At 69.4% G+C, this 22,932-nt stretch carries 29 protein-coding genes; 13 read left to right on the forward strand and 16 right to left on the reverse strand.

Going from position 1 to position 22,932, the window contains the following annotated elements; translation table 11 throughout:
* Positions 1 to 57 precede the first annotated feature (57 nt).
* The 4 genes from ABEB09_RS18595 to ABEB09_RS18610 all read left to right on the forward strand — a co-directional run bounded on the left by ABEB09_RS18595 (position 58) and on the right by ABEB09_RS18610 (position 4,096).
* Positions 58 to 1,740 carry an AMP-binding protein gene (locus ABEB09_RS18595; protein WP_345691043.1) on the forward strand — a complete coding sequence of 561 codons (1,683 nt, stop codon included), beginning with the start codon at positions 58 to 60 and terminating at the stop codon, positions 1,738 to 1,740.
* A 42-nt stretch (positions 1,741 to 1,782) separates the two neighbouring features.
* On the forward strand, positions 1,783 to 2,265 hold the full coding sequence (locus tag ABEB09_RS18600; protein ID WP_345691044.1) for a GNAT family N-acetyltransferase: 483 nt from the start codon (positions 1,783 to 1,785) through the stop codon (positions 2,263 to 2,265).
* Positions 2,266 to 2,325: 60 nt separating this feature from the next.
* Positions 2,326 to 3,261 (forward strand): hydroxymethylbilane synthase, encoded by a 936-nt coding sequence (gene hemC / locus ABEB09_RS18605; protein WP_345691045.1) that lies wholly within the window; start codon positions 2,326 to 2,328, stop codon positions 3,259 to 3,261.
* A 94-nt stretch (positions 3,262 to 3,355) separates the two neighbouring features.
* Entirely contained in the window at positions 3,356 to 4,096 is a 741-nt protein-coding gene (locus tag ABEB09_RS18610) for an SDR family NAD(P)-dependent oxidoreductase (protein ID WP_345691046.1), read from the forward strand.
* A 48-nt stretch (positions 4,097 to 4,144) separates the two neighbouring features.
* Here ABEB09_RS18610 and ABEB09_RS18615 read toward each other — a convergent pair whose 3' ends face one another.
* From ABEB09_RS18615 to ABEB09_RS18625, 3 genes are read right to left on the reverse strand one after another with little or no spacing between them, the layout of a single operon-like run.
* The gene (locus ABEB09_RS18615; protein ID WP_345691047.1) at positions 4,145 to 4,339 is read right to left on the reverse strand and encodes a DUF1918 domain-containing protein; all 195 of its coding nucleotides are present in this window, start codon (positions 4,337 to 4,339) and stop codon (positions 4,145 to 4,147) included.
* A gap of 26 nt (positions 4,340 to 4,365) precedes the next feature.
* Positions 4,366 to 4,602 carry a DUF397 domain-containing protein gene (locus tag ABEB09_RS18620; RefSeq protein WP_345691048.1) on the reverse strand — a complete coding sequence of 79 codons (237 nt, stop codon included), beginning with the start codon at positions 4,600 to 4,602 and terminating at the stop codon, positions 4,366 to 4,368.
* A complete protein-coding gene (locus ABEB09_RS18625; RefSeq protein WP_345691049.1) occupies positions 4,599 to 5,417 on the reverse strand; it encodes a helix-turn-helix domain-containing protein in 819 nt (272 codons plus the stop codon). Before ABEB09_RS18625 ends, ABEB09_RS18620 begins: the two co-directional genes overlap by 4 nt.
* Before the next feature lie 82 nt (positions 5,418 to 5,499).
* Here ABEB09_RS18625 and ABEB09_RS18630 point away from each other — a divergent pair, with 82 nt between their 5' ends.
* Positions 5,500 to 5,949, forward strand: coding sequence for a hypothetical protein (locus ABEB09_RS18630; protein ID WP_345691050.1), 450 nt, complete (start codon positions 5,500 to 5,502; stop codon positions 5,947 to 5,949).
* 346 nt (positions 5,950 to 6,295) lie between these two features.
* On the opposite strand, the gene ABEB09_RS18635 is transcribed toward ABEB09_RS18630, so the two are convergent.
* On the reverse strand, positions 6,296 to 7,687 hold the full coding sequence (locus tag ABEB09_RS18635; RefSeq protein ID WP_345693984.1) for an NsdA family TPR-like regulatory protein: 1,392 nt from the start codon (positions 7,685 to 7,687) through the stop codon (positions 6,296 to 6,298).
* A gap of 371 nt (positions 7,688 to 8,058) precedes the next feature.
* Here ABEB09_RS18635 and ABEB09_RS18640 point away from each other — a divergent pair, with 371 nt between their 5' ends.
* Entirely contained in the window at positions 8,059 to 8,277 is a 219-nt protein-coding gene (locus ABEB09_RS18640; RefSeq protein ID WP_345691051.1) for a transglutaminase-like domain-containing protein, read from the forward strand.
* 84 nt (positions 8,278 to 8,361) lie between these two features.
* On the opposite strand, the gene ABEB09_RS18645 is transcribed toward ABEB09_RS18640, so the two are convergent.
* The 6 genes from ABEB09_RS18645 to ABEB09_RS18670 all read right to left on the reverse strand — a co-directional run bounded on the left by ABEB09_RS18645 (position 8,362) and on the right by ABEB09_RS18670 (position 12,191).
* Entirely contained in the window at positions 8,362 to 9,054 is a 693-nt protein-coding gene (locus ABEB09_RS18645) for an alpha/beta fold hydrolase (RefSeq protein WP_345691052.1), read from the reverse strand.
* A 220-nt stretch (positions 9,055 to 9,274) separates the two neighbouring features.
* Entirely contained in the window at positions 9,275 to 10,009 is a 735-nt protein-coding gene (locus ABEB09_RS18650; protein ID WP_345691053.1) for a hypothetical protein, read from the reverse strand.
* 88 nt (positions 10,010 to 10,097) lie between these two features.
* Positions 10,098 to 10,226, reverse strand: a complete 129-nt coding sequence (locus tag ABEB09_RS18655; protein ID WP_345691054.1) for a hypothetical protein — start codon at positions 10,224 to 10,226, stop codon at positions 10,098 to 10,100.
* 407 nt (positions 10,227 to 10,633) lie between these two features.
* Positions 10,634 to 11,473, reverse strand: a complete 840-nt coding sequence (locus ABEB09_RS18660) for a helix-turn-helix domain-containing protein (RefSeq protein WP_345691055.1) — start codon at positions 11,471 to 11,473, stop codon at positions 10,634 to 10,636.
* Between the two features lie 3 nt (positions 11,474 to 11,476).
* Positions 11,477 to 11,986 carry a DUF6879 family protein gene (locus ABEB09_RS18665; protein ID WP_345691056.1) on the reverse strand — a complete coding sequence of 170 codons (510 nt, stop codon included), beginning with the start codon at positions 11,984 to 11,986 and terminating at the stop codon, positions 11,477 to 11,479.
* The gene (locus ABEB09_RS18670; protein WP_345691057.1) at positions 11,964 to 12,191 is read right to left on the reverse strand and encodes a hypothetical protein; all 228 of its coding nucleotides are present in this window, start codon (positions 12,189 to 12,191) and stop codon (positions 11,964 to 11,966) included. Before ABEB09_RS18670 ends, ABEB09_RS18665 begins: the two co-directional genes overlap by 23 nt.
* 253 nt (positions 12,192 to 12,444) lie before the next feature.
* Between ABEB09_RS18670 and ABEB09_RS18675 the strand changes: the two genes are divergently transcribed.
* The 3 genes from ABEB09_RS18675 (at position 12,445) to ABEB09_RS18690 (ending at position 14,712) form a co-directional block, all read left to right on the forward strand.
* On the forward strand, positions 12,445 to 13,416 hold the full coding sequence (locus ABEB09_RS18675) for a hypothetical protein (protein ID WP_345691058.1): 972 nt from the start codon (positions 12,445 to 12,447) through the stop codon (positions 13,414 to 13,416).
* A gap of 467 nt (positions 13,417 to 13,883) precedes the next feature.
* A complete protein-coding gene (locus tag ABEB09_RS18685; protein WP_067277360.1) occupies positions 13,884 to 14,297 on the forward strand; it encodes a hypothetical protein in 414 nt (137 codons plus the stop codon).
* 10 nt (positions 14,298 to 14,307) lie between these two features.
* Positions 14,308 to 14,712, forward strand: coding sequence for a hypothetical protein (locus tag ABEB09_RS18690; RefSeq protein ID WP_345691059.1), 405 nt, complete (start codon positions 14,308 to 14,310; stop codon positions 14,710 to 14,712).
* A gap of 205 nt (positions 14,713 to 14,917) precedes the next feature.
* Here the strand turns inward: ABEB09_RS18690 and ABEB09_RS18695 are convergent, their stop codons facing one another.
* Both ABEB09_RS18695 and ABEB09_RS18700 read right to left on the reverse strand, forming a co-directional pair.
* Positions 14,918 to 15,511, reverse strand: a complete 594-nt coding sequence (locus ABEB09_RS18695) for a hypothetical protein (RefSeq protein WP_345691060.1) — start codon at positions 15,509 to 15,511, stop codon at positions 14,918 to 14,920.
* Between the two features lie 58 nt (positions 15,512 to 15,569).
* On the reverse strand, positions 15,570 to 15,830 hold the full coding sequence (locus tag ABEB09_RS18700; protein ID WP_345691061.1) for a trypco2 family protein: 261 nt from the start codon (positions 15,828 to 15,830) through the stop codon (positions 15,570 to 15,572).
* Between the two features lie 205 nt (positions 15,831 to 16,035).
* Between ABEB09_RS18700 and ABEB09_RS18705 the strand changes: the two genes are divergently transcribed.
* Together ABEB09_RS18705 and ABEB09_RS18710 are read left to right on the forward strand one after the other, a co-directional pair.
* Entirely contained in the window at positions 16,036 to 16,503 is a 468-nt protein-coding gene (locus ABEB09_RS18705) for a hypothetical protein (RefSeq protein WP_345691062.1), read from the forward strand.
* Positions 16,504 to 16,576: 73 nt separating this feature from the next.
* Complete coding sequence (locus tag ABEB09_RS18710) at positions 16,577 to 17,017, forward strand: hypothetical protein (RefSeq protein ID WP_345691063.1); 441 nt, start codon at positions 16,577 to 16,579, stop codon at positions 17,015 to 17,017.
* Between the two features lie 54 nt (positions 17,018 to 17,071).
* Here ABEB09_RS18710 and ABEB09_RS18715 read toward each other — a convergent pair whose 3' ends face one another.
* The 3 genes from ABEB09_RS18715 to ABEB09_RS18725 all read right to left on the reverse strand — a co-directional run bounded on the left by ABEB09_RS18715 (position 17,072) and on the right by ABEB09_RS18725 (position 20,090).
* Positions 17,072 to 17,545, reverse strand: coding sequence for a GNAT family N-acetyltransferase (locus tag ABEB09_RS18715; RefSeq protein ID WP_345691064.1), 474 nt, complete (start codon positions 17,543 to 17,545; stop codon positions 17,072 to 17,074).
* A 138-nt stretch (positions 17,546 to 17,683) separates the two neighbouring features.
* Complete coding sequence (locus ABEB09_RS18720) at positions 17,684 to 19,240, reverse strand: N,N-dimethylformamidase beta subunit family domain-containing protein (protein ID WP_345691065.1); 1,557 nt, start codon at positions 19,238 to 19,240, stop codon at positions 17,684 to 17,686.
* Positions 19,241 to 19,397: 157 nt separating this feature from the next.
* Positions 19,398 to 20,090, reverse strand: coding sequence for a GDSL-type esterase/lipase family protein (locus ABEB09_RS18725; RefSeq protein ID WP_345691066.1), 693 nt, complete (start codon positions 20,088 to 20,090; stop codon positions 19,398 to 19,400).
* Between the two features lie 279 nt (positions 20,091 to 20,369).
* On the opposite strand from ABEB09_RS18725, the gene ABEB09_RS18730 reads away from it, so the two are divergent.
* Complete coding sequence (locus ABEB09_RS18730; RefSeq protein ID WP_345691067.1) at positions 20,370 to 20,849, forward strand: FxLYD domain-containing protein; 480 nt, start codon at positions 20,370 to 20,372, stop codon at positions 20,847 to 20,849.
* Between the two features lie 65 nt (positions 20,850 to 20,914).
* Positions 20,915 to 21,979, forward strand: coding sequence for a YncE family protein (locus tag ABEB09_RS18735; RefSeq protein WP_345691068.1), 1,065 nt, complete (start codon positions 20,915 to 20,917; stop codon positions 21,977 to 21,979).
* 86 nt (positions 21,980 to 22,065) lie between these two features.
* On the opposite strand, the gene ABEB09_RS18740 is transcribed toward ABEB09_RS18735, so the two are convergent.
* On the reverse strand, positions 22,066 to 22,842 hold the full coding sequence (locus ABEB09_RS18740; protein ID WP_345691069.1) for a TetR/AcrR family transcriptional regulator: 777 nt from the start codon (positions 22,840 to 22,842) through the stop codon (positions 22,066 to 22,068).
* Positions 22,843 to 22,932: the final 90 nt, after the last annotated feature.

The following is a 22,932-nucleotide window of genomic DNA, read 5'->3' on the forward strand; positions in this document are numbered from 1 at the left end:
GGGGCCCGCTCCTGCTGGGATGGGGGGAGCAGCGCCCAGAGGAACGAGGTGAGGACGATGACGACAGGAAACGCGACGGAGGAGTTCCGGGCGGCCCGGGACTTCCTCCTGCGGCACCGCGAGGACTACGGGAAGGCCTACGAGGGTTTCGTCTGGCCGCGTCCTGAGCGTTTCAACTGGGCGCTGGACTGGTTCGACGTGATCGCGGCGGGCAACGACCGGACGGCGTTGCACATCGTGGAGGAGGACGGGGCGGAGACCCGTCTGTCCTTCGCGGAGATGTCCGCCCGCTCCTCCCGGGTCGCCAACTGGCTGCGTGCCCAGGGTGTACGGGCGGGGGACCGGGTGCTGGTCATGCTGGGCAACCAGGCGGAGTTGTGGGAGACGGCGCTGGCGGCGATGAAGCTGCGGGCGGTGGTCATCCCGGCGACGCCGCTGCTGGGCCCGGCGGACCTGCGCGACCGCGTCGAACGCGGCCGGGCCGGGCATGTGATCGTCCGGGCATCGGACGCACCGAAGTTCGACGAGGTACCGGGCGACTACACCCGCATCGCGGTCGGCGGAAGCACCGGGCCGGGCTGGCTGGACTACACCCAAGCCCACGACCAGGACACCACCTTCACCCCGGACGGGCCGACCCCGGCCGCCGCCCCGTTGATGCTGTACTTCACCTCCGGCACGACGTCGCTGCCGAAGCTGGTGGAGCACACCCACACGTCGTACCCCGTCGGGCATCTGGCGACGATGTACTGGATCGGGCTGCGTCCGGGCGATGTGCACCTGAACATCTCCTCGCCGGGATGGGCCAAGCATGCCTGGTCCAACCTCTTCGCCCCGTGGAACGCCGAGGCCACCGTCTTCATCCACAACTACACCCGCTTCGACCCCGCCCGCCTCATGGCGGAGATGGACCGCCACGGCGTGACGAGCTTCTGTGCACCGCCCACGGTGTGGCGCATGCTCATCCAGGCCGACCTCACCCAGCTGTCCACCCCGCCGCGCGAGGTGGTGGCGGCCGGTGAACCCCTCAACCCCGAGGTCATCGAGACCGTCCGCAGGGCCTGGGGTGTGACCATCCGTGACGGTTTCGGTCAGACCGAGACGGCCGTGCAGGTCTCCAACAGCCCGGGCCAGCTCCTCAAGCCCGGCTCGATGGGCCGCCCGAGCCCCGGTTTCCGTATCGCGCTCCTCGATCCCGCGACCGGTGAGCCGGGCGCGGCGGAGGGGGAGATCGCCCTGGACCTGTCGGCCCGCCCGGTGGGGTTGATGACCGGCTACCACGGCGATGCGGCCCGCACGGCTGAGGTGATGGCGGGCGGTTTCTACCGCACCGGCGACATCGCCGCCCGGGACGCCGAGGGATATCTGACCTACATCGGCCGGGCGGACGATGTGTTCAAGGCGTCCGATTACAAGATCTCCCCGTTCGAGCTGGAAAGCGTCCTGCTGGAGCACGAGGCGGTCGCCGAGGCGGGTGTGGTGCCCGCCCCGGATCCCGTACGGCTGGCGGTGCCGAAGGCGTACGTGGTGCTGTCAGCCGGCTGGAAGCCCGACGCGGCGACGGCCAAGGCGCTGTTCGCGCACTCCCGCGAGGTCCTGGCCCCCTACAAGCGGGTGCGGCGGATCGAGTTCGCCGAGGAACTGCCCAAGACGATCTCCGGCAAGATCCGCCGTATCGAACTGCGCGAACGCACCGCGGCCGGATCCACCACCGAACACCACGAGGAAGACCACCGCTAATTGCTTGGCCGGGCGCGGGCCCCGCGGCATAGGTTCCTCCCCATGACCAGCACTCCCGCGCCCGCGCCGCGCATCGAAGAGATCACCACCGCCAACTTCGAGACGGCGATAGGCATCGAAATCCGCCCGGACCAGCGGCACTTGGTCGAGCCGGTCGTGCAGTCGCTGGCGGAGGCGTACCTCCACCCGGGCGTCGCCTGGCCCCGCCTCATCATGGACGGCGACCGGGCGGTCGGCTTCCTGATGGCCTTCCTGGACATCGACTTCGCGGGCGACGGTACGGGCCGGGACATCCGCTCCGGCCTGTGGCGCCTCAACATCGCGGCCGAGGAACAGGGCCGGGGCTACGGCCGCTTCGCGGTCCAGGCGGTCGCCGACGAGATCCGCCGCCGAGGCGGCGAGACCCTCACGACCACGTACGAGCCGGGCCCCGACGGCCCGGAAGCCTTCTACCTGGGCCTGGGCTTCGTCCCCACGGGCGAGAAGAGCGGCGGCCAAACGGTCGCCGAACTGGCCTTGGACTGAGTGCCGGGGCGCGCGGCAGCTGACCACGGGAGCGCACTCCGCAGGTCTATCGTGGGCCGCATGTCCGCGCCTGAGCTGATCCGCATCGTCTCCCGCGACTCACCCATGGCCCTGGCCCAGGTGGAGCGCGTCCGCGCCGAGCTGGCCGCGCTCCACCCCCGCATCCGCACCGAGGTGGTCCCGGTGAAGACGACCGGTGACCGGTGGATGGGCGACCTGTCCCAGGTGGAGGGAAAGGGCGCATTCACCAAGGAGGTCGACGCCGCGCTCCTGGCGGGTGAGGCGGACCTGGCGGTGCACTGCGTCAAGGACGTGCCCGCCGACCGTCCCCTCCCGGCCGGCACGGTGTTCGCGGCGTTCCTCAAGCGCGACGACATCCGGGACGCCCTGGTGCACCCGGGGGGACTGCCACTGGACGAGCTGCCGCCGGGAACCAGGATCGGCACCTCCTCCGTTCGGCGCGTCGCGCAGCTCGCCGCTTCCCACCCCCACCTCCAGTGCGTGCCGATCCGGGGCAACGCCAACCGGCGCCTGGAAAAGCTCCGGGAAGGTGAGGCCGACGCACTGCTGCTGGCCGCCTCGGGCCTGGAGCGGATCGCCCGTACCGATGTGATCACCGAGGTCCTGTCGCCGGAGGTGATGATGCCGCCGATCGGCGCGGGCATCCTCGCCCTCCAGTGCCGTGAGGAGGACACGGCCCTCATCGAGACGATCAGCGAACTCGGCCACCCCGACACCTACCGTGAGGCGACCGCCGAGCGCATGTTCCTCCACGTGCTGCAGGGCCACTGCAACAGCCCCATTGCCGGTTACGCCCGGGCGGAGCGCCGCGGTGACCTGTCCCTGCGGGCCTGCGTGTTCACGCCGGACGGCAAGACCGTGCTCAACGCCCACGAATGGGCCGGCCGCCTCGACCCTGCGACTCTCGGCACGGCCGTGGCCGTGGCGCTCCTGAGGCAGGGAGCACGCGAGTTGATCGACGCCATCGATCACTGACCCATCCCGACCACGTCCGGTACTCCGAATCGGGCAAAACCCCCTGTCGCATTCCCGCCAGCACCGCCCGTCCGCTCCCGCGATGCTCGGCGTCATGAAGCGATGCGAAGGAAAAGTTGCTCTGGTCACGGGCGGGAGCCGCGGCATCGGTGCGGCCGTGGCCTTACGGCTGGCGGAGGAGGGCGCCGATGTCGTGGTGACGTACGAGAAGGGCGCCGAGCGGGCGGCCGAGGTGGTTGACGCGATCAAGGCAAGAGGCGGCCGCGCCCTGGCGGTTCAGGCGGACTGCGCGGTGCCCGAGGCGCTGACGGCCGCCGTGGACGCGGCGGTGGCGACGTTCGGCGGGCTCGACATCCTGGTGAACAACGCGGCGGTCTTCCTCGTCGGCCCGCTGGGCGACCTGGGGCGGGCGGACATCGACCGCACCCTCGCGGTCAACGTCCGGGCGCCTTTGCTGGCGGCCCAGGCGGCGGTACGGCACATGGGCCACGGCGGCCGCGTCATCACCATCGGCAGCAATGTCGCGGACCGGGCGCCCTTCCCCGGACTTTCGCTGTACGCGATGAGCAAGACCGCCCTGGCGGGCATGACCAAGGCCCTGGCCCGCGAACTGGGCCCGCGCGGCATCACCGTCAACCTGGTCCACCCCGGCCCCACCGACACCGACGCCAACCCCGCCGACGGCCCGAACGCCGAGGCCATCGCCGGCCTCACCGCCCTGGGCCGCTACGCGGAACCCGCCGAGATAGCCGCCACGATCGCCCACCTGGCAGGCCCGGACGCCCAGTACGTCACGGGCGCGTCGATCCACGTGGACGGCGGCTTCACCGCGTGACGGCGCGGGTCCCCGGCCCGCTCGCGCGCCGAGCCGGGGAGCACGCGGTTACTCTTCGCTTGCGAAATGCCGGACCACGGTGTCCGGGCCCGGGCTCATGATGGTCTCGTGACCGTCCTCGAACCGGACCCGGTACGGCGGCGTGCCGTTATCGCCCAGGACCTCGATGACCTCGGCCGTACGGTCGCGCTGGCCGACGATCCGGCCGTGGATCAGAAGCCGGTCACCCACGCTTGCCTGCATGTGGCACCTCCTTGGTGTTGCGGTTGCTAGGCCACGCGCTGGAGGAACGCGACCCAGGCGCCCGGGGTCACGGTGAGGCTCGGCCGGTCGGTGTCCTTGGAGTCACGGACGTGGACGGTATGGGGGCAGAGGGCGACCTCGACGCAGTCGCCGCCTTGGCCGCTGCTGTAGGAGGACTTGGTCCAGGTGAAGGCGACCTCGACGCAGTCGCCCGCTTGAGGGCCGCTGTAGCTGCTCTTGAACCAGTTGAGGTCGGTGCTCATAGCGATTGCGCCACCTGTTCGATGAGTCGTACGGAGTCTTCGGGCGTCAGGGCCTGTGCTCGCAGGGTGCCATAGCGCGCGAACACCTCACCTACGTCTGGCTGTTCGGTAAGAAAGTACCGACCGTTCTGCCCCTCGACGTAGACGAGTTGGCTCCTCCGCTTGGCTGTCTCGAGCAGCGTGAAAGGCCCGTCGATCCCAGCATGCGTCTCCCGGTCGTCGGGGATGATCTGGATGCAGACGTTCGAGAGTCTTGCGATGTCGAGGATGTGGAGCAGGTTCTCCCTGAGCACGGCCCGCCCGCCGATCGGACGGTTAATCACGAGCTTCTCCAGCACGAAGGTCACATGCGGCCGGCGCTTGCGGTGGAAGATCTCCTTGCGGGCCATCCGCGCCGTGATGTTGGCCTCGATCTCCTCATCGTCCAGCACGGGAAGGGCGCAGTTGAAGACTGCCTTCGCGTACACCGGGGTCTGGAGAAGCCCAGGAATCACCCGATTCTCGTACTTGTGGATCGCCGCCGCCCTCTTCTCCTCCCCCAAATAGTCCTCGAACCACGCCGCCACCCCACTCAGCTTCAGCTCCTCCGCGACTTCCAGGAGTGCACCTTGTGCACCCAGGGCCGGGTCCGCGATCTCCACGAACTTCTCGCTCGGCTTGCGTTCGCCGCGCTCGATCATGGCCACTTGGGACTTGGAGTACGAGGTGAGGTCGCCCAGCGCCTCCTGCGACATCTTCGCCCGCACGCGATAGAACTTCAGGAGCCTGCCGAACGCCTTCGCAGCTCCGGGCCCCGCACCGTTACCGCTGATCACTTGGGTCCTCCCCGAATGCACAGTCCGCCACAACCGCCCTGTGGCGCTGGTCACAGTAGAGCGCGGCGGACAAGCTTGCCGCATGAATCTGCGCAAGTCACTTGACAGGGCGCCCTCTTGGGTCCCCGCCTCAGGCCACGCCCTCCGGCACGCGGGGGTGCACTTCGACGCCGTACGGATCGCCGGGGTGCTCGGGGAGGAGGTGGCGTACCGGCTGATGACGTTCATGGACTTCCAGGCGGGACCGATCGTCCGCGAGCTGACCGGGCACCGGAACATGTACTTCCTGCTGCCGCCGCAGTCCGCCGCGGGCTACACCTGGCCCTCCATCGCGCGGGCGCTGAGCCGGGGCGCGGGAGAGGCGGCGTACGTCGGGGTGCCGGCGTTCGACGGGCTGACGTGGCCACTGGACTGGCGGTCGCGGCCGACGGAGGACATGCCCTTCGTCGAGGCGGACCTGCTGCACTTCCTCGTCGACGAGGTGGCCCGGGGCGATGAGTTTCGGCGGGCGCCGCGGTCTGTCTCCCGGTAGTGGAGTGATCCGGCGAAGGGTGAAGAGACGGGTTACGCCGACGTCAACGGACTGTCCCTGTACTGCGAGGAGCACGGCTCGGGCGGTCCGGAGTGAGCCGCTGGTGCGGGTGTGACCCCATACCCGTCAAAGGGGCAATGAGCTGTCCGGCGCCCCGCAGGCATCCAACGGCGCCCTCACCACCGTCGCCCTCGCCCAGGAAGTCGGCGTCCCAAGAAATGCCCTCACCCAGCGACACCTCGACCCGAAAAACGAGTTCTCAGCCCGACGTAAACGTCATCCAGTTCCCCGGGCAGATATCACCGCAGCCTGACGACTGACCCCTTGCGGACCTGGCCGGGCCCGCTCAGGCGGCGATACCGAGTTCGGTGCGGGTGCGGTGGACGAACTCGCGGACGGCAGGCTCGCGCCGCCAGGGGCCGAGGGCCGCGTTGAATTCGCGGACGTAGTCCTTGGCCCGGGAGGACTGGACGCGGGCGAGGATGTCGATCGAGCGGTTGCCGAGTTCGAGGCCGTGGTCGAGGTCGCGGGCCTGGAGGTGGGCGGTTCCCACGATCGCCAGCCGCATGCCGACCGAGCGGGTGAACACCCCGGGCGGCATGGCCGCGGCCTGCCGGTTCCAGGCGAGGGCTGCCTTTGGGTTCTTCAGGTCGCGGAAGACCTCGGCGGCGTCCGCGGAGAGGCGGGCATGGTGATAGAAGTCAATCCAGGCGGGCTCCAAGCCGCTACCAGCCTCTGCCTGGCTCAGGAGGTCCTCGGAGGTCGCCAAGGCCCGTGAGGCCGCCTTTGCGTCCCTTTCGCGGGCATGGGCCCGGGCCTCGATCAGCTTGGTGAACGCCAGCACCCTCGGTGCGGCCTGCCCCTTGGCTCGCTCGAAGGCGCCCTGGGCCATGTCCACGGCCTCGGAGGCAAAGCCCCGCATCAGGGCCTGCATCGCCATAGTGGTCAGCACATAGCAACCCAGCTGGACGTCCCCGCCCGCGCGGGCGAGGCGGAGGGCCTGGATGAAGTGCCGCTGGGCTGCCTCGTGCTGGCCGACGTCGAATGCGGTCCACCCGGCCAGCCGGGACAGCTCGCTGGTGACGGAGAACAGCTCGCGGCCGACGGTGTCGGAGAAGCTGCCTTGCAGCAGCGGGGCGGCACGTTCTTGCAGGCAGGTGGTGACGGAGTTGGCTTTCCAGTTCCCACCTCCATATTTGGAGTCCCAGCGTCTGGCGTCGTCGGCAGCCTCCCGCAGTTCGTCCAGGTCGGCCCGGCCGACCTGCTTGCCGCCGGTGTGGTGGGCGGTGTCGTCGGCCGGGGTGACCAGCCAGCGGGTGACGGGGGTGGTGAACGCGGACACGGCGAAACCGGATCCGGTGAGGAAGTCGCGGCGGTTCACGGAGCTCCAGAACGAAGTGGCAGCGCGGACGGCGTCGGCGGGGTCCCTGGGGAAATCCAACCCCATGGTCGCGTCCGGTGTCTCCGCATCACCCATACCGATCTCCGCCAGGCTGACCGGTCGGCCGAGCCGTTCGGCGAGGGCCTGCGCGATCACCTTCGGCGCCGGCCACTTCGGGGTCATCCCGCGTCGGCACCAGTTCGCGACGGAGGTATGCGAGTAGTCGGTCTCCAGGCCCGCGGCCTTGGCGAGCTGGTTGACGCGCAGGGCCAGGGACTTGTGGCTCGCGCCGCTGGCTTCGATGAGCCGGGCCAGGTCCACATTCGGTGGACGAGTCCGGCGGCTGGTCGATGCCACCGCCTTCCCCCCTCGACCAAGTCGTGAAGGCGACCGCCGCAGTTCGAACCTGCATTTGAGCACGAAGAGCCGTACTTCGCTGAGCACGAATAGTCGTACGCGACGCCCGCGTGTCGGGTCACCGAGGGTATTGCCTCGCGGGCTCGGGGTGAACCAGGTCTGCGAGTTGTGAGCCCCCCTGCGAGCCCTCCTCCACCCTCCCTTCAACGGCTGTGATGGGAGCCCAGGCTGCCGCTGGGCTGGGAGGAAGGCTCCCCGGCGGCGGCTGCCGCCCAGGCACCACCACTTCACGCTCGGGGGTGAACCAGATGTGCGGAATCGCAGGACTGGCCGGAGGCGACGCTCACCGGCACGAGAGGACCGTCACCTCGATGGGTGCCTCGCAGCACTACCGGGGCCCGGACGGCACCAAGCACGCCGCCAGTCGCGACGGGCGGGCAGTGCTGGCCATGAACACACTGCTGCACACCGCCCGCTGGTGGCCGGGCCGGGCCGCCTGCATGGAGACCTCGCTGGGGGCCGTGCTCGCCGCCGCCCTGTTCGGCCGCCGTCTCGATTGGTGCCTGCCGTTCCTCGACGGCCGGTCATGACGGTTGACGTACTGCACCACCGTCGACGGGCCATGAGCAGGACGTAGGCGAGTCGGGTACGCCGTGCCCGCCGGTCCCTCGAACCTAGGGTGTGGCCACGGCGTCTGCTGCCTTGCGGATGAGGTCGAGGACGACCTCGGGCTGGGAAAGCATCGGGACATGGCTGCTGTTCACTTCGACGGTGTTGGCGCCCATGCGCTGGGAGACGAAGTGCTGCAGGTCGGGATGGACGGCCTGGTCCTGGGTGGTGAGGAGGTACCAGCTCGGCTTGGACTTCCAGGCCGGGTCGTCGGTGGTGGCCGTGAGCATCTCCGCACGCGGTGCGCCCTGGGTCGCCCAGACGAGCTGCTGGTCCTCCGGGGACAGGTCCCCGCAGAAGTAGGAGATGCCGTCGCGGGCGATCCAGATCCGCCCGTTCTCCTCCTGGAGGTGGTTGAACAGCTCGGGCTGGGTGAACTGGCCGATCTGCTCCTGGGCGCTCTCGCCGGCCTCCGGGCTGAGCGCGGCGAGGTAGACCAGCCCGGCGACCTTCTCGTGGTTGCCTGCGGCACTGATGACGAACCCGCCCCAGGAGTGGCCGACGAGGATCGCCGGCGCGCTCACCCGTTCCAGGGCGCGGTGGACGGCGTCGACCTCGCCCTCCAGTGAGTCCAGGGTGTTCTGCGCGGAGATCACGTCGTGGCCCTCGCGCTGGAGGGCCGGGATCAGCTTGCTGAAGCAGGAGCCGTCGGCCCACAGGCCGTGGGCGAAGACGATGCTCGGCTTCCTGGATGCCATCGGTACGTTCCTCTGCTCGGCGCGACCCATGCATGGATCCGCGTGTACGACTGACACCCCTAGTGCATGCCGAGACCTGCCCGCCCACATCCAGGGTGACCCGACCAGGTGGATTCACCGCTCGCGCGCGCCGTCCGGGTGACTACGTGGAGTCACTGGTGGAGAGCGTGCGGCACTACGCGAGCAGCAGTGACGTTCCTCGACGGCCGGGTCCGACGCGTCACCTTGCCCGGTCGCGAGAGACCATAAGGGCGGCCATGCGGATGACATCAGGGCGTGGATGGGTCCACCGGTTCTGCGGGACCTCGACAGGCCGTGCCGGGCAAGCGGCGAGGAACGCCGAGAACTGGGCGTCGCACCAACTTGGCACCCAGGCGCCCGAGCGGGCCACGAATACCGCGTCGAACGTGACGGCCGGTGTGTCACAGGAGCGGTCGATCGCCATGTGCACCGGGATCAGTGGCGCCTCGGTCGGCCGACTCAGCGACTCGCGCCAGGGAGGGAAGTGAACGAACAGCCGGGAGCCGTTCCAGTAGTGGGCCAGCATCCAGTTCTCGGCGCTGAGGGCGCCGGCGGCGCGCCACTGCTCGAAGGACTCGTTGTTCTGCCGGTACCCGCAGTCGTGGTGCGCGTCGAAGAGATGGACGGACGACCACGGCCCCTGGCCGCCGATGTCGGAAGGGAAGAGCTGACCTGCCCATGCGTTCGAGTCGGCGTAGAACACCTTGGCTCCGTCAGCGATCCTGAACCGCTCCCAGAATCCGCCGAATTCCCTGCAGTCGGGCAGGGGCGCCCCGGCGGCCAGGAACCTCCGAGCCCGGCTGAGCCATGCGGCCTCGACGAAGAGCGGGTCTTCCGCCGTGCGCCAGGCGTACAGCTCGGCGTGTTCGATCAGGGGCCCACCCGCTGTAGGGGTGGGGAAGAAGTAGTCCCAGTCCACAACCAGGAAGTCCACTCGTGGCTCCGTACGGGAAGAGGGCGGGAGGATGGAGGGGGAGAGCCGCGACCAGGTGGCGCGGCTCTCCTGTGGGACGGGCTGTGGATCAGTGGCCGGGGCTACCGGATCCGCCCTTGCCGTCACCCGATTCGATGTCCTTGTTGCTGGTGCCGTGGCCGCCGTTGTCCTCGTCGTCACCCCATACGGTGGCTCGGCGCGTAACCTTGAGCGACAAGGAGATCACCCTCCTTCACGAGTCCGGCTGGGGGCGCTCCCCGGCCGGTCTTGCGACCTCGTCCGCCTGTCGACCATCCAAGAAGCCAGGCGGGCGAGGTGTCGGGTCAGGGCTGCCGTTGCGGGCCGCGCCTGTGGTTGGGGTGGGCTGCCAGTTCCACGTTGCAGTCCGACACGCGTGACCCGTCCCTCGACCGCTCGGCCGTCCGACGCTGGTCACGCAACGCCGCACATACGCGGCACTTCGCGTCGCCCCGTGGTGGTGGCCCGGGGAGGTCGACGTGCACTGGTGGACTCATGGTGGTCAGCGTGGTCTGTTGGCTCATGCCGGCCCCTTCACTGTCGTCGCTACGACGCTAGGGAGGGGCGGCGCAGAGCCTCAATCAACGTGCACGGACTTGCACGGAGTCACTCGATCGCCTCGATGGCCGCGCTGATCAGCGCCCGTGCGGAGGGACCGTGGACGGCCAGCTCCGCGAACCCGGCGAACGTGGCGGCGTACATGCCGATCTCATGCGGCTGGGTGATGGTGAGGTAGGCGGACACGAGTTCCACGTTGACCTGTACGTCGTCGAAGATCCAGAAGTCCTCGACCGGCCACAGTGCTGTGCGGTCGGCGGTCTGCGGGATGATGCCCAGACTCACTGACGGCAGGGATGCCACGGTCAGAAGATGCCCGAGTTGAGCGGCCATGACGTCCGGGCCGCCGATCCGGTGACGGAGTGCGCTCTCCTCGACGATGAGCGCGAATTGGCCACCTTGATGCAGCACACGCTGCTTGTCCACACGGACCTGGACCGCCGCGTCGATGTCGTCGACCAGGAGTCTTCGGTCGCGGATGGACGAGAGCAGGGCACGGATGTAGCCCGGTGTCTGCACCGGACCCGGCAGAAGCCAGGAGGAGTACGCCCGGAAACGGCGAGTGCGCTCCCACAGCGGCAGCACCGACTGCTGAGCCCGCCTGAGACCCGACCGCTCCATCCGCCTCCACTCGACGTACATGCCCTCGATGCCCCGCGCGGTGGCGATGAGGTCGGCGGTCAGACCGGACGCACCACAGTGCAGGGTCCACGTCTGGATGTCGGTGTCGGACGGTGAGGTCCGTCCATGCTCGATGCGGGAGCACTTGCTCTCGTGCCAGCCGGCCAGCTCGGCCAGCGCCCGTGCGGTGAGACCCGCATCCTTGCGGATTTCGCGCAGGCGCTGGCCGAGGGCCCTTCGAGCCTCGGTGACACTGGACGACGACAACGCTCAGACCGGCCGGTAGTCCTCGTGGGGGATGGCACGGTCCCACACGGCCTCGAACGCCGAGCCACACAGCTCCACGGCCGACGGGTCCGTCACATACTCCTCCGCCAGCATGTCGCCGTTCCCGGCGAAGTGGTTGAAGAGGACCGCTTCGCCGTCGAACAGCCAGAAGTCGTTGCCCGGCAGAGCGATGGCGGACGCCTTCTTGCGTGGCAGCCACCGCACCGACTCACCTGCAGCGACGTTGTGGCTCGCCGTGACGTCGTACTCGAAGCGGATGTAGTCCGAGATCGGCTCGGACACGATGCGGGCCCGGCGCACGACCACACCTCGGTGTGTGGTGGCCCTCATGAGGTCGAACCAGGAGCGCCACCGTTCGGCCGGGTCGAAGCGGTTCCCGGCCTGCCACTCTTCGAAGTCCGCGTCCCGCATGTAGCCGTCCCGCATCTCCAGGTGCACGGCCGAACGCTTTGCCGAGCGGAACAACTCCTCAAACGTCGGCGCCGCCGTCACCACTCACCTCCGGGAAGAACCGCATCATGCGCCTCGGGAACTCGATCACGGTCTCGTGCTCCGGGATGTCCATCTGCGACAGGCGCTCGGAGTCCGTGATCCTCCAGCCTTGCAGTACGTAATTGTCGGTGGCGTCGTCGTAGTACACCGTCGGAGAACCATTGTTCGGGCTCTCGGGGTCCTTGCCCAACCTGTGCAGTGCCATGCGGCCTCCTCCGTCGGGAACCGACCATCGATGTGCTCGATCTTGCGTGACGGCGCCGTGAGGTGGCGACCTGCTTGCACGAACTTGCACACGGGAGAAGTGCAGCCCAGGGCAACGAAGTTCGTTACCTGCCCCGGCCGCGTCTGCGGTACTGTGACCGCGTCATCACGCTCCGTGTAAACGGAGCGGTCCCCGGAGGTGCTGCAACACCGCCCGAGGACCTTCACTCCTAGTGGACGGAACTCCACCAGAAATGCTTCGGCATGCTATCGCGCCGGCTCGGCGCTACACGAAGGCTTCGCACGACGTCGTACGCCACCGTCGGCTGAACAGCGACGCGAAGATCCTCCTCCTCTACGTCCAGGGTCTCCCCGAAGGCGCGGCCGACAAGCCGCTCAGCGAGTGCGCGGCCGACCTGGGGATCAAGGGGCGGGCGTACCAGCGAGCCAAGGAGCAACTGGCCGCGTGCGGGTACCTCTTCGAGTGGCGGTCCCAGAACGGGCGCGGGCGCTGGACGACGGACCAACTGCTGGCGAACATCACCCTCACGCGCGAGGAGGCGGCGCGGCTCCGGGACGGGGTGCCGCCGACTGCGCAGGAACCGACGGCCGGTGGACCGGCCGGGCGGATGGTCGGTGGCTCACTACCTGAAGATGAAGACTGTAAGGAGAACGAACTTCCCCACCCACCACCCGAAGAGCCCGCAGCGGAGGTGCCCGAGGTGCCCGAGGTGCCCGAGGCGACTGAGGCAGATGCGCCGGAAGTCGTCGAAGCGGAACGGGCCTTGCTGTCGCTGCGGCACATCAGGACGGACCTGCTGCTCGGCGTACGCGAGGCCCGGGAACTCGCGGGTGTGGCAGCCGAGTGGCTGCGGCGGGGCGTGTCCGCGGGCGAGTTGTGCAGAGTGCTGACGTCGGGGCTTCCGGCCAACGGCGTGCGGTCGGCCGTGGGGTTCCTGCGCCACCGCCTGACCGAGAAGCTGCCCGCGCCCAGCCCGCCGCCGGGCGCCGACGGCTGGACGCCGGTCACAGGACCGAAGCCACTCGTCGTATGCGAGGGGCCCGGCTCCGAGCACGTGTTCCGCCCGCTCGGCGACGAGACGCAGTGCCCTGCGTGCCGCACGGCCGCCGCAGCCGCCGCCCATTCCCCGACGCCCCCACCTGCCGCCGCCACGCCATGGCGTCAGCGGGTCCACCAGCTGAGCGGTGGCATGGGCGCGTCATGAATGCCGCTGTTGCTACCGCTGCCCAGGTCCTGCGGAGCGGTACGAGAGTCGCCTGCCGTGTTCCCCGACGAGTTCGGGGCGCCCGTCCTAGGCGCCGGGGTCGAGGCGGGCTTCCGGTTCCGTCTCCGTCCTTCGACGCGTACGACGCCGAGACCCTCTCCGCAAGGCGGCGCCTGCGCCGGGGGTCATGTGGTGGACGGCCCCCGGGCTTCAACAAGGACCGGTACAAAGATCGCAACACGGTGGAGCGGGCCATCGGAAGGCTCAAACAGTTCAGAGGGCGGTTTGCGAGTTGATGCCCGGTTCATCGTTGGACTTGGGTGAGGGGTGCTGTTCGGTCCTCCGCGCCGGAGAAAAGCGCGAAGCGGCCCGCCAGGGCTTCATCAACAACCTCAGCATCGTCGCCGATACCCCCGGCTGAGCTGCACCCTTGACCTCAACCTTGGTTTAGGTACAACACTCGGCGCATGAAGACCACAAACAGCAGCACCATTCTCTTCCGCAACACCATGCGCATCACCGACGGCCACCTCGACGGCTTCCGGCACGCCATCGCGCAGGCGGTGGCATTCGCTCAAGAGCACGGCCCCCAGCTCATGGTGGACGTCTTCATCGACGAGGAGCGGATGCTGGCGCACAGCTTCCAGCTCTACCGCGACTCCGATGCCATCCGCGCCCACTGGCGGCTGTCGGATCCGTACATCCGCGAGGTGATGGAGCACTGCACCGTGCAGCACTTCGAGATATTCGGTGCACCGGACCACGACATCGTGGCGGCCATCAAGACCCCCGACGGCGAATCCTTCCCCTTCGCCATCTCGCCCCGCCTCGCTGGCTTCAACCGCCTTGAGACGCCTGGCCAGGGCGAATCGCCCTCTTAGAGATCGTTTCATGAGCCTTTGGTTACTTCTGTCGTCGCCTGATGGTGTGGGTGCGGGCGGAACCTGCTGGCCCGCAGCCGGCCGCACACAGATCGAGCAACTGCACGAGCGGCTGCGGGAGGCGGAGACCCACCTCGAGCACCTCGCGATCACCCGGAAGACCGTCACCGCTCTCGCAGGCCGGCTCACGGCCCGGCCCTCCGGCCCCGACCTGCCCGAGCACCCGGACTACCCCCGCATCCTCGCCGTCTTCGACGGGGCCACTGGCCCCCTCCGGGCCCGCGACGTCTGCGAAGCTCTCGACCACGAGCTGCTGCCGAAGAACATCGAAGGCACCCGCGCCAAGCTGAAACGCCTCGTCAAGCTCCACGTCCTCACCGAGGTCGACACCGGCAGCTTCGCCAAGAAGGAGTAGCCGCCCGAAGCCCCGCGACCAGCGGCCTTGCCCCAACATCACCAGAAAACGGACATCGCTTCACGAACTACCCTCTCAGAGCCGTCGCCACCCACTACGACAAGCGCGGGTACGTCCATCTCGGCAAGCGCGGCTACGTCCACCTCGGCACCGCCACCGCAGCAGCCCTCATCATCTGGCTCCGCACGTATCGGCCGGACAAGTCCTAGTCGGCGATGTTGACGTGCATGTTGAAACGGACCCCGCCGATCTTCACCAGCAGGTTGCCCTGCACCTTGCGTGTTTCCTTCGTGTGGCCCACATTGCTCTTGTTCGCCGCCGCCTTGTTCTGCGGCGGGTGGCTCACGAACTCCGTGAAGACCCCGCCTGCGGCGAGCTGAGCGGCGTCGTCCCATTCGTTGCGCAGGTCCTCGTAGGTCGTGGCGTGCATGGGGAGGCCACCGAGGGTCAGGTCTACGCGGTGGCCGGCGACGTATGCCTCGGCGAGCTGCTGGAGGATGCCGGCCACCGTCGTCTTCAGCGAGTAGTGGCTCGCCGCCGTGGCGAGCAGCTGCGCGGCGTCCCCATCGAGTCGGGCCCGACGCGCGTCCCGGGCCCCGGCTCTGAGCAGATCGTCTTTGTCCGCGTCAATGCTCTTGAACGCCTCGGCGTACCCCGTCTCCTGGGCCTGGGCGATCCTGATCGCCGAGGCCCACTGCGACGCGCTGATCCACTCGTGGTCGAACGAGATGCTCTCGCAGTACGCCTTCAGCTCCACCTCGGCCTCTTCGGCCGACCTGGCATGGTCGTTGTTCGGCATGTGAGTCCCCCTTGCCGTCATGGCGAACCACGAACGTGCCACAGCGGGACGCTCCCTGTCAGCCGCTCAGGACAACGCGAAACAGCGTCGCCCGAACGGGAGTTGCTGCAGGGGAAGGCGAGGCGCGAAGCGCCCGCTCGCTTCCCAGCGCTTCGTCGTGGACCTGAAGCGTGAGCGTCTGACGGCTGGTATTCCCCAGGCCACCTCCGACCTCACCGTTGGCCTCCAGCGTGAGTTGCGCCTGCTCCGCCTCGAACCGCAACTGCTGGCCGGCTCCCGCGTCCTGCGCCGCGTACAGATCCCGCCTCAGCTCCTGCAATGCCTGCCATGGTTGACTCGGTTCACACCCTATGATCTTATGCGCCTACGCAACGGATGATCTTCTGGTTGACCGGTAGTCATGTGGTCGTCTTCCCGGTCCGCCAGGGCGACTTGCCCGTCGTCAGACACGCCGCGACGCAGCTCGCGGTGCAAGTAGGTCTACCGCTCCGGTGCGTTGAGGCGACGCTTTCAGGGAGGAACACATGAAGGTCACACGCGCTCTTGGTGCCGCAGGATCAGCCATGGCCATCGCCATGCTGGCCGCGGGGACCGCGTACGCGACCGAGACGAATCACTGGACGATGGCATACGGAAACGCCACCGTCGTCGCAGACAACTATTGGTGGGCGCAGGACGTCACCATCACCGGTCAGCACTACCTTCCCTCGGGCGCCAACAAGTGCCGCCGCCTGTACGCCACAGCGTTCGACGCGGCGGGCAGAGTGATGAGGAATGCCGACTACAGCCCTATTGCGGCATCGACCAGCTGGCAGTGTTCGGCGGGCGTCAGGGACGTCTCCCTCAAGATTGACACCAGCGTCGCGGGGGGCCCGTACGCGGTGCAGATCGAATGGCAGGAGAAGGACTCCGCCGACACCACTTACTGGACGGAGATCGACGCTGTCCGGTGCATGCGTGACACGTACCAGTGCACGCGGCTCACCTTCTGAAGAGACAGCGGCCGACTACATGTCTTCGGCAGGGACGGATGAAGCCGCCCTTGCCTCGGAGAGAGAGAAACGAGTGAAGAACCTCAAGAAGGTACTTGCTGTGGCGGCCTCGTCCGTCGCCCTCGCGGGAACGGCACTTACCTCGCCGGCGCATGCCGCCTATCCGGTCACGCATTTCCACCTGGAGTACGGGGCCAGCATTCTGGACGGCGATTTGACCTGGTACAACCAGTCGGTCGGTGTTTCCGGCACCAACAAGGTGGCCAGTGGCAGTGGCTGCCGCTACGCGGCATTCGAGGCCGCCAACTATGCCGGGGCGCGTGACTATCTGACCTCGAGTCCGCTCTGCGTGGCCACCACACGTCCCTTCGAGGGAACTCTTTCGATCAACGTCGCGGGCGGTGCCGACTACGTGGTCGTGTCGTACCACGCGCGCAGCCCCGAGGACGGGGCCTACTATCGAGTCGCGTCCCAGGTCTGCTACCGCACCGGATGCCACGCACCGATCTCTTGACGGATACCGACGTCCGTGGCCGGGCCGGGTCCGCGGGGGTCGAACACACCGTCCTCAGCCCAGCCGCAAGTCCACCCACCGGCCCCCGTCCCCCGGCAGCTCGTAGCGCTCCAGTTCCGTGAAGCCGTGCTGGAGCGCGAAGCGGAGGCCGGGCTCGTTGGATTCGAGGACGACCGTTTCGATGACCGTCGCGCCGAACTCCATGCGGGCGTGCGCCACGCCGCTCTCGTACAGGGCCTCGCCGAAGCCCTGGCGCCGGTGTTCCGGCAGGACGCGGGCGATGACCGTGGCGGCCGAGACGCCCGGCGGCAGGGGATCGGCCTCGGCGCAGCCCTCCGGGCGGACCGTGGAGCAGCCGACGAGTACGTCACCGAGGTAGGCCACCTCCAGGTGGTTGCGGGCGGCGCGGTCCCGTACGGCGTCGAGGGTGAGGTGGTGGGCCGGTATCACCGCGTTGTGGACGTGCCGCCAGTCCCGCAGCAGGGCCTCGTCGCCGTGGTGGGCGTGCTCGATGCGTAGATCACTCATCGGAGTAGGAGATCCGCGTCCTCGCCGTCGCGTCAAGGTGTGCGGGGGGCGGGGGCCGGCCCGTCCACCCGCACGAGGCACGGTAGCCGCAGGTCCGACAACAGGCGGACCCCCAGTACTACTTGGGCGCCCGCGGACTCACCTGCGCGGGGTAAGCATCCGTTCCACCAGGTTGCGCGTCGCCCGTTCGACGCGTGCGTCCCGGTGTGCCGGGTCCTGGAGGGCCAGGCTCCAGTGGAAGGTGCCCGCGACGAACACGAGGGTGCCGTCCTCGTGTTCGCACAGGCTCGTGTTCTGGATGCGCCGCCCGCGCCCGCCGTTCTTGCCCCACGTGTCCCCGTAGGGCGACTCGGACAGCAGCGTGCGGCGCGCTCCCGGCGGCACGGGCATCTTCTTGTCGTAGCCGTCGGCCTCCACGGCGACGAGGTCGCGTATCTCCTCGCCGTCCCGCAGCCCCGTCCCCGCCCAGAACCAGTGCCCCGGCTCGCGTACGACGAGGGGCGCCGGCGTGGCGAGGATGCCGTTGTACTGCACGCCCAGGAGGGCCTGTTCGGCGCGGCCGCGCTTCCTGCCGTCCTCGTCCTCCAGGTCGCGCCACCGCGTGGTCGGCCCGTTGGCGTCCGGCTCCGGGTCCTCGTCCTGCTTGTAGCAGACGACCGCGCGGGCGGGCGTGCCGTCCTGCGCGTCCGCCAGCCGGACGTGGAAGTAGATGTTGTTCGCCGCGAGGAAGGCGACGTGCGTGCCGACGGACACGGCCTTCTCGACGACGTCGCGCATCGGCTTCGACCAGTACTCGTCGTGCCCGGGGAAGACGAGCGCCGCGTACCGTTCCGGGTCGACGCGCCCCTCGTGCAGGTCGACGCTCGTCGCGTACGTCACGTCGTACCCGTGCCGCTCCGCCCACTGCGCGAAGCTGATGTCCAGCTCGCCCCAGCGCGGCAGGCCGTGGTCGGAGTACGGGCGGTCGAAGGAGACGCGGAACGCCCGGTGCTTGTTGTTCCCGACGACGCCCGGCCTGGCGTACCCCTTGTAGAGGTTCTTGCCGGTGCGCCCGTCCAGCGGCCACTGGTTGTACGCCTGGTACGTGGCGAAGGGCAGGACGACGAGCAGGTCGGAGGCGCGGCTGGTGTCCCGCACGACGAAGGGCGTGCAGCTGCGGTGGCCGTCCTCCGCGTGGAACACGGCGAGGTAGATGCCGGACACCCAGTCCGCGGGGACGCGCAGGGTCCACGACACGGGCCAGTCGCAGACGATCTCGCCGGTGCCCGGGCGGGGCTTGGGGGTGGGGCGCGGCTCGCCGCGCAGCCGCGGGCTGGTCGCGACCTGCCGGCCGCCCGATCCGCCGTAGTGGCCGACGCGGTGGATCTCGACGCGGTAGGGCTGCGGGGTGCGGAGCGACACGTGGAAGGCGATGGACTCGCCGTGGGCGACGGAGGTGGCGGAGGCGTACCCCTGTATCTGCCCGAGCCGGTCCTTGCTGGCGGTCCTGTCGTCCGGCAGTACCTTCCACGCCGCCGACCCCGCGCGGGAGTTCTCGGCCGCTATGGGGCCCCGGCCGGTGCTCGTCGGCTTGCGCACGGGCGGTCTGCGGTCGGCGAGCGCCTCGCCGCCGTACTGGTACGCGGCGATCCCGGCCGCGACGGCCGCCCCGGCACCGAGCGCGCTGATGGCCGTACGACGGCTGATGGCGGACATGCCGGCCGGACCCCCCGATGACTGCGCCCGTGCGCACGGCGGTCAGGGCTGGCGCACATACATGTGGGCATGGTGAAGGTTGTGAACATACTTCCGGGTAGGGCGGCTCGGCAAATCGTTTCTGCGGGGTGCCGGAGAGGCCGTGGTCGCCGGGTCCTCAGTCCGCCGGGCGGTACGGTCCGCCCCATCCCCAGGCCTGGTGCAGGGCCGTGGCGAACGCGGCCGCGATCCGGTGCTCGCCCGAGCGGGACGGGTGCGTGCCGTCGTAGGTGTCCGTGCTCAGGTCGTACGGCTCCGGGGGCGACGCCAGCAGGAGCGGCGAGCCGGGCTCGTCGAGGTCGGCGACCGTCTTGGCGAGGAGTTCGTTGAAGCGGGCGCACTCCGCGGCGAACGGCGGGTCGTAGGTGGCGCGGACGTTGGGGATGACCGGCAGCATGACGGCTCGCACGCGCGGGTTCGCGGCCCGGGCCGCCGCGACGAACGCGCGGACGTTCTCGGTGGTCTGATCGCTGTTCGTGTAGAAGCCGAGGTCGATCAGGCCCAGCGAGACCAGGAGCACATCGGCCCGCGTGTCCCGGACGGCCTCCTCGATGAGCGGCGCCATGTGCAGCCACCCCTCGCCCCATCCGGCGAGATGGGCGCGGGCGCGGGCGGGGAAGGCGGGATCGGCGTAGGCGTCGGAGACCGGGACCTCGGCGCTCTTGTCGTACAGCGTCGTGCGCGGCCCCACGATCGCGTAGGGGCAGCCGAGCGTGGTGTTGAGGTGCTGCCACATCCGGTAGCGCCAGGTGTGCTCACCGGCGCTGCCGATGGTCATCGAGTCGCCGACGAACATGAACCTGGGCCGCATGGCGCCATCATCGCCGGTCCGAGCCGGGCGTCGCGCACCGGGTGCGGGCTTCGCGGCTTCCTGGTGGCCGTCCTGGCCGTTCGCGGCCTCCAGGATCAAAAATGATTACCCTGCCGCACCGATCGCTCACGGTCGGTATCTTGAGCATCCTTCGCGTCCGAACGTTCACCGGCCTCCACGCCGCCCGGCCTGGAGGAGGCCGGCCAGCCGAATGGAAACCCGTTGAGCGACTCCACCGTGCCCTCCCCTGCTCCGGCGCCCGTCCCGGAGCAGCCGCCCATGCCTTCCAAGCCACCGCTCGGGAAGCCTCGTCGCTTCGCCCGGCCGTGGGTCATGGCGGCCGCCGTTGTCGTGCTGGCCGCCGGGTCCGGGCTCGCCTGGTGGGCCCTGGGTGACGGCGATCCCCTGGGGCACGTCGAGCTGAGCGGCGGCAAGCTCGTCCGGGACTCCGAGGACGAGGACTGCGACGACACCGACGACTACACGTACAACGACTGCGACGAGGACACCTACGAGTTCCTGTACAAGATCACCAACGAGGGCGACGAACCGGCCAACTACACGGTCATCGTCAACGCCTTCGACGAGGACGGCGACTACATCGGCCAGGCCTATGTCGGTGCCCGCCACATCGGCCCCGGCGACAACGAGGCGGACTCCGGGGAGTTCGACAAGTACAGCGAGATGGGGGACCACGACATCGCGGACATCGCCACCGTGAAGGTCGCCCACGTGGAGCGGATGCCGCTGGCCAACTGACGCCGTCGGGCCGGGACCGGATGTCCTCCGCCGGCGGAGGACCGTGACCATGGACACTGGAGGGCATGCCTTCCGTGCGTCCTCCCTCGCGTTCGCGTTCCTCCCTCCGTGCGACGACGTGGCGGTCCGTGGGTGCGGGTCTCGCCGCCGTGCTGTTCGTGGTCCTGCCCGGTGCCGCGCCCGCCCTCGCCGACGACGGCGGTGACGGTGACGGGTTCACGGTCGAGGACCCGCGCATCACCGAGTCCAGCGGCCTCGCCGCCAGCCGCAGCCACCCGGGGGTCTACTGGACGCACAACGACCAGGACGAGCCGAGGCTCTTCGCCGTGGACGGGCGCACCGGGCGGACCGTCGCCACGATCACGCTGCGCGGTGTCGGCAAGCCCCGCGACATGGAGGCCGTCTCGGTCGGCGCGGACGGCCACGTGTACGTCGGCGACATCGGCGACAACCTCAACGGCTCGTGGAGCCACGTCTGGATCTACCGCTTCCCCGAGCCGAAGGAGCTGCGGGACCGGACGGTCGACGCCACGCAGTACACCGTCACGTACGAGGACGGGCCACGCGACGCCGAGGCGCTGATGGTGCACCCCAGGACGGGGCGCGTGTACATCGCCTCCAAGAACGAGGACGGCGGCGGCCTGTACGAGGGGCCCGCGAAGCTGTCGGCGCGCGGCACGAACGTGTTCCGCCGGATCGGCGAGGTGCCGTGGGTGACCGACGGGGCGTTCTCGCCGGACGGCACCCGGCTGGTGCTGCGCAGCTACTTCAGCGCGCGCGGCTACGCGTGGAAGGACGGGCGGCTCGGCGCCGACGACCGGGTGCGCGCGCCGATCCAGCCGCAGTCGGAGTCCGTGACGTACACGGCCGACGGGTCGGCGCTGATGTTCGGCAGCGAGGGCGAGCGCAGCCAGGTCGTACGGGTCCCGGTCGAGGGCACCGGCGCCGCCCCCTCGGGCGGGCCCGCCACTCCCGGCCCGGCCGGCACGGGCGCCGGCCGGGGCGAGGCGAGCAGCGGCGGAACGGGCGGCGGCACCGGCTGGCTGACGGGCCTCGCGGTGGTCGTCGCGGCCGTGCTCTTCGGCGGCAGGAAGCTGCGGAAGGGCGGCGGGGGCCGGTCGGGCGAGTAGAAATCAGCCCCTCCGGCGTTTGAGGAGCGGGGGTTCGGGGGCGGAGCCCCCCGATTCGGGAAGGGGCGGGGTAGGCGAAGGAACCGTCAGGGCTGCTCCTCGTCCCTCCGGCGGGTCACCAGTGCCTCGAAGCCGTCGACCAGTGCCCGCAGGCCGAAGCCGAAGTGGTCGAAGTCGGACGAGAACGTGTCGTCCGCGAGCTGTGCCATCAGCGGGAACCTGCCGGTCTCCAGCGCCCGCGTCAGGATGGGTGCCTGCCTGCCCCAGAACTCCTCGTCGCTGACGCCGGTCTCCTTCGCCGCCTCCGCCGCCTCGATCTCCATGCGGGCGATCCCGGTCACGAAGCTCTGCACGGCGATGATCACCGAGATCGTCTCGGGGTCGCTCAGCCCCATGCCCCGCAGGGCCTCCAGGGACAGCTCCAGACCGCGCAGGGCGCTCGGCCCGAGGACCGTACGGCTCTGATTGACCTTCAGCAGCCACGGGTGGCTCCGTACGAGGGCCAGATGGCCGCGGGCCATCATCTCGACGCCCTCCCGCCAGTCGCAGGGCTTCGGCGGGGCGTCCTCCAGCGGCTCGCCCTGCACCCGGTCCAGCATCAGGTCCAGCAGCTCGGCCTTGCCGGGCACGTACCGGTACAGCGACATGGTGCCGACGCCCAGCTCGGCGGAGAGCCGGCGCATGGAGACGGCGCCGAGCCCCTCCGCGTCGGCGAGGGCGACGGCGGCGGTGACGATCCGCTCCAGGGTCAGCCCGCGGCGCGGGCCGCGGCTGGGCGGCTCGCCCGTGCCCCAGAGGAGTTCCAGGCTGCGGACGATGTCGCCGCTGCCGGTCGTTGCCGTGTCGCCTCCGCTGCTGGTCATGGCCTCAGCGTACGGCCCGGAAATATCCCCTGGACAGAAACTGGGTACGGTGTACGCTCGCTTGGGTACGGTGTACTCAGTTTCTGGAAC

It is taken from the genome of Streptomyces coeruleoprunus (assembly GCF_039542925.1).
Lineage (GTDB): Bacteria > Actinomycetota > Actinomycetes > Streptomycetales > Streptomycetaceae > Streptomyces > Streptomyces coeruleoprunus.